Annotated in this window: 10 protein-coding genes; 9 read left to right on the forward strand and 1 reads right to left on the reverse strand. The window is 60.0% G+C overall.

Going from position 1 to position 10,507, the window contains the following annotated elements; translation table 11 throughout:
* On the reverse strand, window positions 1-780 hold a 780-nt coding region (locus BEN49_RS05825; RefSeq protein ID WP_070742053.1), incomplete at its 3' end, for an MBL fold metallo-hydrolase.
* Between the two features lie 422 nt (window positions 781-1,202).
* Here BEN49_RS05825 and BEN49_RS05830 point away from each other — a divergent pair.
* The 9 genes from BEN49_RS05830 (at window position 1,203) to BEN49_RS05870 (ending at window position 10,308) form a co-directional block, all read left to right on the forward strand.
* Window positions 1,203-2,879, forward strand: coding sequence for a GMC oxidoreductase (locus tag BEN49_RS05830; protein WP_070742056.1), 1,677 nt, complete (start codon window positions 1,203-1,205; stop codon window positions 2,877-2,879).
* A 26-nt stretch (window positions 2,880-2,905) separates the two neighbouring features.
* Window positions 2,906-3,520, forward strand: coding sequence for a gluconate 2-dehydrogenase subunit 3 family protein (locus BEN49_RS05835; protein WP_070742059.1), 615 nt, complete (start codon window positions 2,906-2,908; stop codon window positions 3,518-3,520).
* A gap of 57 nt (window positions 3,521-3,577) precedes the next feature.
* On the forward strand, window positions 3,578-4,846 hold the full coding sequence (locus tag BEN49_RS05840) for a nucleoside permease (RefSeq protein ID WP_070742062.1): 1,269 nt from the start codon (window positions 3,578-3,580) through the stop codon (window positions 4,844-4,846).
* Window positions 4,847-4,943: 97 nt separating this feature from the next.
* Window positions 4,944-6,095 (forward strand): Gfo/Idh/MocA family protein, encoded by a 1,152-nt coding sequence (locus BEN49_RS05845; protein ID WP_204376064.1) that lies wholly within the window; start codon window positions 4,944-4,946, stop codon window positions 6,093-6,095.
* A gap of 7 nt (window positions 6,096-6,102) precedes the next feature.
* Window positions 6,103-7,155, forward strand: coding sequence for a sugar phosphate isomerase/epimerase family protein (locus BEN49_RS05850; protein WP_070742067.1), 1,053 nt, complete (start codon window positions 6,103-6,105; stop codon window positions 7,153-7,155).
* Between the two features lie 13 nt (window positions 7,156-7,168).
* A complete protein-coding gene (locus BEN49_RS05855) occupies window positions 7,169-7,573 on the forward strand; it encodes a c-type cytochrome (RefSeq protein ID WP_070742069.1) in 405 nt (134 codons plus the stop codon).
* A 91-nt stretch (window positions 7,574-7,664) separates the two neighbouring features.
* Window positions 7,665-8,552 carry a hydroxypyruvate isomerase family protein gene (locus BEN49_RS05860; protein ID WP_070742072.1) on the forward strand — a complete coding sequence of 296 codons (888 nt, stop codon included), beginning with the start codon at window positions 7,665-7,667 and terminating at the stop codon, window positions 8,550-8,552.
* Between the two features lie 30 nt (window positions 8,553-8,582).
* Window positions 8,583-9,458, forward strand: a complete 876-nt coding sequence (locus BEN49_RS05865; RefSeq protein WP_070742076.1) for a sugar phosphate isomerase/epimerase family protein — start codon at window positions 8,583-8,585, stop codon at window positions 9,456-9,458.
* Window positions 9,459-9,510: 52 nt separating this feature from the next.
* A complete protein-coding gene (locus BEN49_RS05870; protein WP_070742079.1) occupies window positions 9,511-10,308 on the forward strand; it encodes a 3-keto-disaccharide hydrolase in 798 nt (265 codons plus the stop codon).
* Window positions 10,309-10,507 lie beyond the last annotated feature (199 nt).

Genomic DNA, 10,507 nt, shown 5'->3' on the forward strand with positions numbered 1-10,507 from the left:
TGCGGCGGCCTCGTGCACGTAGGCGGCCGTGGGCCGGCAGGGGGTAGTGTGCGGCCAAGTGGGCCAGCCCTTCCGCCGCCGGGGCCCCGTGATGACCGGCCCGTGGCCGCAGCCAATGGCGGCCGGGCGCAGCGCCGCCAGTGCCTGCACCGAGCGCTCGGCCGCGGCCCAGTCGTAATTGAATGGCGTGCCGGCGCGGCTGATTTTGGGTATCCCCAGCAGCACCGCCGGGATGGAATCGTGGTGGGTGGTAGCGAAGGCATCGGCCCCCAGCAGCGTGCGGTCGGCGTCGCGGAACAGCGCAATCTGGCCCGGGGCGTGGCCCGGCACGTGCAGCCAGCGCCAGCCCATCAGGAAGGGCACGGCGTCGGTATCCGTCGGCAGCTCCTGCACCACGTCGCTCAGGTCGGGCAGTTGCGTCGGAAAAAACCGGCTCATAAAGGCCAGCGAGCCGCCCACGGTGGGGTCGCGCGGCGGGTACAGGGCCTGGGCCGTCACGTAGGGCAGTTCCAGGGGGTGCACCAGCACCGGCACGTTCCAGCCCGTGGCCAGCGGCAGGGCCGAGCCCAGGTGGTCGAGGTGGCCGTGGGTAAGGATAATGGCCTGGGGCCCCACCCCGGCCCCGTACCGCTCGGCGGCGGCGGCGCGAATGGTTTCCTCGCTGCCGGGCAGGCCGGTGTCCACCAGCACCCAGTCGCCGGGTGTGCCGGCATCCACAAAATATACGTTTACAAAGCGCTGAATGCGCAGCTGGTTTACGCCGGCGGCTACGTTGTTCATTAAGGAAGGCAATAAGTTGGGGAGGAAAGAAAGTGCCCAGGCATACGGCGGCCCGGGCCCCAAGGTTCGGGGGCGTAGTGGCCAAGTAGGGCCCCGGCGGGCCGCGTGGGGCCCTATTTTCAGCTAGGGTTCGCCGTGTAAACGTGCAAATAGGTTTGCTAAAACGATTAAGCCATGCCTACCTTTAAGGCCATGCTGTTGGTGAAATGTGCCACAAAAACCTGTTTTTGTGCCGTTGCTGCCAGTAGAAGTTAGAAATACTCATTACATTGCCACCTCCAAGTCAGCACAATGGTTTGCGATAGCCAACCAAATGGTATCAACTACTTGATTAGGTTGTAGAAAGCACGCAGCTAGTCGGTTTTCATTGGTTTCCCAACGTCTTTTCAACCCTACCCCACCCGTTATTCAGCAGCAGTTTCATGGAAAAAAACACGTATGATGCCATCGTCATCGGATCGGGAATTTCGGGCGGCTGGGCGGCCAAGGAATTGACCGAAAAAGGATTAAAAACCATTATGCTCGAGCGCGGTGAAAACATCGAGCACGTCAAAGACTACGTCAACGCCAACAAGGCCCCGTGGGACTTCCCGCACCGCGGCGGCAAAACCCAACAGATGATTGCCGACTATCCGGTGTTGGGCCGCGACTACACCCTGAACGAAACCAACCTCAAGTACTGGGTCAACGAGAAGGAAAGCCCCTACGTGGAGGTGAAGCCCTTCGACTGGTTCCGGGGCTACCACGTGGGCGGCCGCTCGCTGATGTGGGGCCGCCAATCGTACCGCTTGAGTGATTACGACTTCTCGGCCAATGCAAACGATGGCATCGCCGTTGACTGGCCCATTCGTTATAAAGACCTGGCTCCCTGGTATTCCTACGTAGAGAAGTTTGCCGGTATCAGCGGCAACCGCGACGGGTTGTCGCAATTGCCCGACGGCGACTACATGCCGCCCATGGAGATGAACATCGTGGAGAAGGACGTGGCGGCCCGTATCAAAAAGAACTATGAGCACCGGCGCATGGTCATTGGCCGCACGGCCAACATCACAAAGCCGCTGAAAAACCGCACCAACTGCCAGTACCGCAACAAGTGCTGGCTGGGTTGCCCGTTCGGGGCGTACTTCAGCACGCAGTCGTCCACGCTGCCCGCTGCGGTGGCTACTGGCAACCTCACGCTGCGCCCGTTCTCCATCGTCACCAAAATCCTCTACGACAAGGACACCAAGCGCGCCAAAGGCGTGGAGGTGCTCGATGCCGAAACCAACCAGACCTACGAGTACTTCGCCAAAGTGGTGTTCCTCAACGCCTCGGCCCTGAACTCGGCCTGGGTGCTGATGAACTCGGCCACCGACGTGTGGCCCGAGGGCTTGGGCAGCAGCAGCGGCGAGCTGGGCCACAACCTAATGGACCACCACTTTCGGGCGGGGGCCCACGGCGATGCCGACGGCTACGAAGACAAGTACGTGTACGGGCGGCGGGCCAACGGCATTTACGTGCCCCGCTACCGTAACCTGTTCGGCGACAAGCGCGACTATATCCGCGGCTTTGGCTACCAGGGCAGCGCCAGCCGCGAAGGCTGGAGCCGCGAAATTCCGGAAATGAGCATCGGCGGCGAGTTCAAAGACGCCCTCACCGAGCCCGGCAAGTGGACGATGGGTATGACGGGCTTCGGCGAGACTTTGCCGTACCACGATAACCGCGCATTCCTCGACAAAACCAAGAAGGACAAATGGGGGCTGCCGGTGCTGGCCATCGACGCCCACACCCGCGAAAACGAGAAGAAAATGCGCGTCGACATGATGGCCGACGCCAAGGAAATGCTGGAAAGTGCGGGCATCAAAAACGTGAAAACCTACGACAACGGCTACGTGCTGGGCGGCGGCATCCACGAAATGGGCACGGCGCGCATGGGCCGCGACCCCAAAACGTCGGTGCTCAACCAGTACAACCAGGTGTGGGACGCGCCCAACGTGTACGTAACCGACGGCGCGGCCATGACCTCGGCCGCCTGCCAAAACCCCTCGCTGACTTACATGGCCCTCACGGCCCGCGCCGTGGACCACGCCGTGAGCGAAATGAAAAAGCAAAACATCTAGGACCCTACCACTCCAGCTCCGTTTTTATGGACCGCAGAAATGCCATTGCCCGCGTAGCCCTGTTGATGGGCGGCACCGTTATCGGCGCCGATATGTTCTTGAGCAGCTGCTCCTCGCCCGGTAAGCCGGTGGCCGAGGGCGGCGCTGGCGCCGGGGCCCCCGCCGCCAAAATGCCCGACTTCGACGTGGACCAGATTCGCCTGCTCGACGAGGTGGGCGACACCATCCTGCCTACCACCGCCGCGTCGCCGGGGGCCAAGGAGGCCCACATCGGCCGCTTCATGAACGTGATGGTGCGCGACTGCTATACCCCCGCCGACCAAAAGATTTTCACGGACGGCATTGTGAAGCTCAGCGAGGCAGCCAACAAGCAGTACAACAAGGGTTTCATTGCCTGCGACCCCGCCGAGCGCACCGCTTTGCTGGTGGCCCTGGACAAGGAGCAGAAGGAATACGCCGCTGCCCACGCCGAGAAAGGGGCCCCCAGCCACTACTTCCGCATGATGAAGCAACTGACCTTGCTCGGCTACTTCACCTCCGAAGTGGGCGCCACCAAAGCCCTGCGCTACCTGCCCGTGCCCGGCCGCTACGACGGCAACGTGCCCTACAAAAAAGGCGACAAAGCCTGGGCCACTTCGTAAGCCTAACCCGGCCCGCCGGGCCCCCATTACCTTTTGCCTTACCCTGTTTCCTCGCTTATGACCGCTACCATCCGCTTTAAGTTGTCGCTGATGATGTTCCTAGAGTTTTTCATCTGGGGAGCTTGGTTCGTGACGCTGGGGACGTACTTGCAGAGCAACTTGCGCACCACCGGTATTCAGGTCGGAGTAGCGGTCCTTACCCAATCCATTGGGGCCATCATCGCACCGTTCATTATCGGGCTGATTGCGGATCGGTTTTTTTCGGCCCAGAAGATATTGGGGGTGCTGCACCTGGCAGGGGCCCTGCTGCTGTGGCAAGCGGCCGGGGCAGCCGATTTCGGAGCTTTTTACCCTTACATTCTCATCTACATGATTTTGTATATGCCCACGCTGGCGCTGGTTAACTCCATCTCCTTCCGGCAGCTGCAAAATCCGGAGAAGGAATTTGCTTCTATCCGGGTGCTGGGTACCCTCGGCTGGATCATTGCGGGCCTCACCATCGGCTGGCTGCACTGGGAAAATAAGGACGCCAACGGCCTCACCATGCTAGGCCTCACGTTCAAGATGGCGGCCGGGGCCGCTGCCCTGCTCGGCGTATTCAGCTTCTTCCTGCCCTCTACGCCCCCCATTAAAAAAGCGGGCCCCACCACCGTGGGCGACCTGCTGGGCCTGGATGCCATCCGGCTCCTGAAAAACCGCTCGTACCTCATTTTCTTCCTGGCCTCGGTGGCCATCTGCGTCCCGCTCTCCTTTTATTACGGCTTCACCAACCCCTTCCTGAACGAGGTGGGCATGAAGGCCGCCGCCGGCGTGCAGAGCCTGGGCCAGGTATCGGAAGTGCTGTTTATGCTGCTAATTCCGGTGTTCTTCGCTCGGTTGGGCGTGAAGAAAATGCTGGCCATCGGCATGGCGGCCTGGGTGGTGCGCTACATCTTCTTCGCCTACGGCAACGGCGATGGCAACTACTGGATGCTGATTGCGGGCATTGTGCTGCACGGCATCTGCTACGATTTCTTCTTCGTAACGGGCCAGATTTACACCGATAACCTGGCCGGTGAGCAGTCGAAGAGCGCCGCTCAAGGCTTTATCACGCTGGCCACCTACGGGGTGGGCATGCTAATCGGCTCGCTACTCTCAGGCCAGATCGTGGATGCCCATCAGCTCAGCGGCAGCCTGCACGACTGGCACACCATCTGGCTGATTCCGGCCGCCATTGCGGCGGGCGTGCTGGTGGTGTTCCTGCTGTTGTTTAAAGACCGCAACGCTGCCCCCTTAACGGCTGGGGAAATTACCTACGCCGAGGCCACTGCGCGCCTGGAGGTATAAAATTGAGCCGTTGGCTAACAGCTGCTGGCTGTTGGCACCCGTTCAACCGAAGGCCAACAGCTACTAGCCAGCAGCTAGCAGCTCCAGACATTACCGCATGAAATTACGATTGGGCATGATTGGCGGCGGGCAAGGGGCCTTTATTGGGGCCGTCCACCGCATCGCCGCTTCCCTCGACGGCTTGTACGAGCTCACGGCCGGCGCTTTCAGCAGCAACGCGGCCAAATCGCGGGCCACCGGCGTGTTATTGGGCCTGGCTCCCGACCGGGTGTATGGCTCCTACGAAGAGTTGATTACCCAGGAAATGCAGCGGCCCGCCACTGAGCGGGTGCAGGTTATTTCCATCGTCACGCCCAACTACCTGCACTTCGCGCCGGCCAAAATGGCCCTCGAAAACGGCTTCGATGTAGTGCTCGACAAGCCGATGACTTTCTCGCTGGCCGAGGCCAAGCAGCTGCAAACCGTGGCCGAGGTCAGCGGCCGGCTGCTGTGCCTCACCCACACCTACACCGGCTACCCGATGGTGAAAGAGGCCCGGCAATTGTTGGCCGCCGGCACCCTGGGGCCCATCCGCAAGGCCTACGTGGAGTACCCGCAGGGCTGGCTCAGCGGCTTTGAGGAGGGTGGCGAAAACAAGCAAGCCGCTTGGCGTACCGACCCCGCCCGTAGCGGCGTGGCCGGAGCCATGGGTGACATCGGTACCCACGCTTTCAACCTCCTAGAGTACGTGACGGGCCTGCAAGTGACGCGCCTCTGCGCCGACATCAACACGGTAGTGCCCGGCCGGCAGCTCGACGACGACGGGGCCGTACTGCTGAAGCTCTCCAACGGCGCCAGCGCCGTGCTCGTGGCCTCCCAGATTGCGGCCGGCGAGGAAAACAACGTCCGCATCCGCGTGTACGGCGACAAAGGGGGCTTGGAGTGGCAGCAGGTGGATGCCAACACGCTGCAAGTGAAGTGGCTGGACCGGCCCGCCGAAATCCGGCGCACCGGCACCGGCTACGTTGGCTCTTTTGCTCAGCACAATGCCCGCGTGCCCGCCGGCCACCCCGAGGGCTATCTAGAGGCCTTCGCCAACCTCTACCGCAACTTCGCGCTGACCCTGCAAGCGCGCGAGGCCGGCGAAACCGCTTCGCCCGAAGCTCTTGACTACCCGAGTATTGCCGACGGCGTGCGCGGCATGGCGTTCATTGAGAACGTCATTGCCTCGGGCCAGTCGGACAAAAAATGGACTGAATTCACCGTTTGATCTGCTTATGACTACCCTTCAGGGCCCCGCCATTTTCCTGGCCCAATTCATCAGCGACGAAGCCCCGTTCAATAGCCTGGAAGGTATCTGCGGCTGGGCCGCGGGCCTGGGCTATAAGGGCATCCAGATGCCCACGCTCGACGCGCGTTTTATCGACCTGCAAAAGGCGGCCGAAAGCAAGACTTACGCCGACGAAATCAAGGGCATCATAAACGCGGCGGGGCTGCAAATCACCGAGCTGTCCACGCACTTGCAGGGCCAGCTGGTGGCCGTGAACCCAGCCTACGACAAGCTGTTCGACGGGTTTGCGCCGGAAGCGTACCGCAATAACCCCGCGGCGCGGCAGCAATGGGCCGTGCAGCAGCTGAAATACGCTGCGCAGGCCTCGCAAAACCTGGGCCTCCAGGCGCACGCCACTTTCAGCGGGGCCCTGCTCTGGCCGATGGTGTACCCCTGGCCCCAGCGCCCAGCCGGCTTAGTTGAGGAAGGCTTCACCGAGCTGGCCCGCCGCTGGACGCCCATTCTGGACGAATTCGACCGCTGCGGCGTGGATTTGTGCTACGAAGTGCACGCCGGCGAAGACCTGCACGACGGCGTGACCTACGAGATGTTCCTCGACAAAGTGCACCACCACCCACGCGCCTGCCTGCTCTACGACCCGTCGCACTTCGTGCTGCAATGCCTTGATTACCTGGAGTACATCGACATCTACCACGAGCGGATCAAGATGTTCCACGTTAAGGATGCCGAGTTCAACCCCAACGGCCGCCAGGGCGTGTACGGCGGCTACCAGAGCTGGCTCGAGCGGGCCGGCCGCTTCCGCTCGCTAGGCGATGGGCAAGTGGATTTCAAAGCTATTTTCAGCAAAATGGCTCAGTACGACTACGCCGGCTGGGCCGTGCTAGAGTGGGAGTGCGCCATTAAAAACCCCGAGGATGGGGCCCGTGAAGGGGCCCAATTTATCCGCGACCACATCATCCGCGTCACTGATAAGGCGTTCGACGACTTTGCTAATACCGCCACCGACGCGGAATTCAATAAAACCCTGCTAGGCTTGTAGCCTCCTGCTTCCGATGAAAAAGATGATGATGCTGCTCAGCAGCTGCGCTTTGCTAATTGCTTGCGAATCGACCCCCAAAGCCGGCGAAACCGCCACCACCGAACCAGCAGCCGGCAGTGGGGCCCCCACCGCCGTGCCGGCCACCGGCGACGACCTAGCCAGCGCCGCGCCGGGTATTAAATTGATTGCGGCCTCCGATTGTGCTGGCTGCCACCAAGAGCGCAACAAAGTGGTGGGGCCCGCCTACGTCGATATTGCGGCAAAATACCAGCCCACCGAGGCCAACATTGCCATGCTGGCCAACAAAATAATTACGGGCGGCAAAGGCAATTGGGGCGAAATCCCGATGACGCCGCACCCAGGCCTGTCGGTGGCCGATGCGCAGGAGATGACCAAGTACATTTTGAGCGTAAAATAATTGTTTGGCACAATTGCTGAATAACTAGTAAAAAGCTCTTGTTCCGCGGAGCGGATCGAGGAATTAATTAATTAATTAAACTGTGCCCGCCATGGCTGCCCAACCAAACCGCCGCGCGGTCATTAAAAACATCGTTGCCGGTACGGCTTCCTTGGGTGCTGTGGGCGCGCTGAGTGCCTTCGCGCCGGCCGAAAATTCTGTGAACGAAGCTGCCTTGAAAAACAACATCAACCAATCGGTTTGCCGCTGGTGCTTCGGTGATTTGTCGCTCGACCAGCTGTGCGCCGCTGCCAAAAGCATGGGCATTAAAGGCATCGATTTGGTGGGCCCCAAGGAATGGCCCACGCTGAAGAAATACGGCCTGGATTCGCCCATGTGCAACGGCGCGGAAATTAGCCTGACCGACGGCTTCAACGACCCGAAATTTCACGCCACGCTGCTGAAGAATTATTCGGCCATGATTCCGCTGGTGGCGGCAGCCGGGTACAAAAACCTGATTTGCTTCAGCGGCAGCAAGCGTGGCCTGGACGATGCCACCGGCATTGCCAACTGCGTGCAGGGCCTGCAACCGCTGATGGCCTTGGCTGAAAAGCACAACGTGGTGCTGGTGATGGAGTTGCTCAACAGCAAAGTAGATCACCACGACTATCAGTGCGACCATACCGCCTGGGGCGTGGCGCTGGCTAAAAAGCTGGGTTCGGAGCACTTCAAATTGCTCTACGACATCTACCACATGCAGATCGACGAGGGTGACGTTATCCGCACCCTCACCGACAACCACGCTTACATTGCCCACTACCACACCGCGGGCGTGCCCGGCCGCCACGAGATCGACGAAACCCAGGAGCTGTATTACCCGGCCATTATGCGCGCCATCCTGGCCACGGGTTTCAAGGGCTACGTAGCCCAGGAATTCATGCCGAAACAGGCGGATAAGCTGGCGTCGCTGCGCAAAGCGGTGTTGCTGTGCGACGTTTAATTAATTAATTCTTTTCCTTTTCAGGGCCCCATGACGCAACGCAGAGATTTCCTAAAGCAAGCCGGTTTGCTATCGGCCCTTTCCCTGGTGAACCCCGGGGCCCTATTTGCGGCCCCGTCGGGGCTGAAAGCGGGCTTGCAGCTCTACACGCTGCGCGACTACATCGGCAAAGACCCGAAAGGCGTGCTGGCCAAAGTGGCGAAGGCCGGCTACAAGGAAGTGGAAACCTACGGCTACAGCCCGGAAACGCATTATTGGGGCCTGACGCCGAAAGAATTCAAAGCCGTGCTGGCGGCCAACGGCCTCACCACGCCCAGCGGCCACTACGATATGGGGGCCTACCTGCGCGACGGCAACCAGGAGGTATTCAAAGCCTACATGGAAGCGGCCAATGCTTGTGGCCAGCAGTACATTGTGGTGCCGTACCTCGACGCTGCGGTGCGCAAAACAACGGACGATTTCAAGGTAATTGCCGAGAAATTGAATAAGGCCGGCGAGTTGTGCAAAGCAGCCGGCTTGCGGGTGGGCTACCACAACCACGATTTCGAGTTTCAGCCCGTGAACGGAGTGGCGCTGTACGATGTGATGCTAAAGGAAACCGACGCGCAGCTGGTAGATTTTGAGATGGATATTTATTGGGTGGTGCGCGCCGGCCGCGACCCAATTAAATTAATTGAAGCCAACTCCAAGCGTTTCCCAATGTGGCACATCAAAGACATGGAAAAGGCCCAGCCCGAGCATAATACGGAAATTGGGGCGGGTACCATCGACTTCAAAAAGATTATGAAGTACGCGAAAACGGCGGGCCTAAAACACCCCTTCATGGAGCAGGAATACTTCGCCATGGATGCTTATAAAAGCATTGCCCAGAGCGCGGCGTACATGAAGAAAAACCTGCTTTCGTAGCTGGCTAACACGCTGCTGAAACCTCTTGCAATTAATTAAAACAAATAGCCGTATGAAAACCCGCTTAGTCGCTACCGCACTACTGGTTGGCAGCATGGGGGCCGCCGTGGCCCAAACTGCGCCGCCCGCCGCCAAACCTGAGGATACGGAGGTGTACACCCCCGTGCCCCCCGCCGTGACGCCGGGTAAAACCAGCAGCGATGCCCCCTCGGACGCGCTGGTGCTGTTTGATGGCAAAAGCCTGGACCAGTGGACTTCGACCGACAACCCCGGGGCCCCGGCCACGTGGACGACGACGGGCGGCGTGCTGGCCGTAAACAAGGGCGCGGGCAACATTCAAACCAAGCGCAGCTTCGGTAATTATCAGCTGCACTTGGAGTGGCGCGTGCCGGCCAACATCACGGGCACGGGCCAGGCGCGGGGCAATAGCGGTCTGTTTCTCGCCTCGCTGGGCAAGGGCGACGAAGGCTACGAGCTGCAAATACTGGACTCATACAACAACAAAACCTACACCAACGGCCAGGCGGGCAGCGTGTACAAGCAGATTGTGCCGCTGGCTAACCCCACCCGCAAGCCCGGCGAGTGGCAGACCTACGACGTCATCTGGACGGCCCCCACTTTTGCGCCCGGCGGCACGGTGGCCACGCCGGCCCGCGTCACGGTGCTGTTCAACGGTGTGCTGGTGGAAAACAACGTAGCCCTACAGGGCCCCACGCGCTACATCGGCAAGGCCAGCTACGGCGCCCCTCATGGCCCGTCGCCCATCAAGCTCCAGGCGCACGGCGACAAGAGCGAGCCACTCAGCTTCCGCAATATCTGGATTCGAGAATTGCCAGCTGTAGGTCAGTAATAACTAGGTTTCGCTCGAATTAATTAATACCATTAGGGGCCCCGAAAAAGCTAAAAATATAGGATTGTAAATGCGTAGAGAATACGGGAGTGGTTTGGCATTTCAAATTTATACCTATTCCGCAAGTTCACGTCATAAAAGTACCAAAAATTTGGCTTAAAACTGTACTTTTATTAGATAATTCAAATTTACTCGCCTT

It is taken from the genome of Hymenobacter coccineus (assembly GCF_001816125.1).
Taxonomy (GTDB): Bacteria; Bacteroidota; Bacteroidia; order Cytophagales; family Hymenobacteraceae; genus Hymenobacter; species Hymenobacter coccineus.

What these genes read in the sequence shown, in the direction of transcription:
- BEN49_RS05830 (WP_070742056.1), top strand. Translation starts at nt 1,203, where the DNA reads ATGGAAAAAAACACGTATGATGCCATCGTCATCGGATCGGGAATTTCG.
- BEN49_RS05835 (WP_070742059.1), top strand. Translation starts at nt 2,906, where the DNA reads ATGGACCGCAGAAATGCCATTGCCCGCGTAGCCCTGTTGATGGGCGGC.
- BEN49_RS05840 (WP_070742062.1), top strand. Translation starts at nt 3,578, where the DNA reads ATGACCGCTACCATCCGCTTTAAGTTGTCGCTGATGATGTTCCTAGAG.
- BEN49_RS05845 (WP_204376064.1), top strand. Translation starts at nt 4,944, where the DNA reads ATGAAATTACGATTGGGCATGATTGGCGGCGGGCAAGGGGCCTTTATT.
- BEN49_RS05850 (WP_070742067.1), top strand. Translation starts at nt 6,103, where the DNA reads ATGACTACCCTTCAGGGCCCCGCCATTTTCCTGGCCCAATTCATCAGC.
- BEN49_RS05855 (WP_070742069.1), top strand. Translation starts at nt 7,169, where the DNA reads ATGAAAAAGATGATGATGCTGCTCAGCAGCTGCGCTTTGCTAATTGCT.
- BEN49_RS05860 (WP_070742072.1), top strand. Translation starts at nt 7,665, where the DNA reads ATGGCTGCCCAACCAAACCGCCGCGCGGTCATTAAAAACATCGTTGCC.
- BEN49_RS05865 (WP_070742076.1), top strand. Translation starts at nt 8,583, where the DNA reads ATGACGCAACGCAGAGATTTCCTAAAGCAAGCCGGTTTGCTATCGGCC.
- BEN49_RS05870 (WP_070742079.1), top strand. Translation starts at nt 9,511, where the DNA reads ATGAAAACCCGCTTAGTCGCTACCGCACTACTGGTTGGCAGCATGGGG.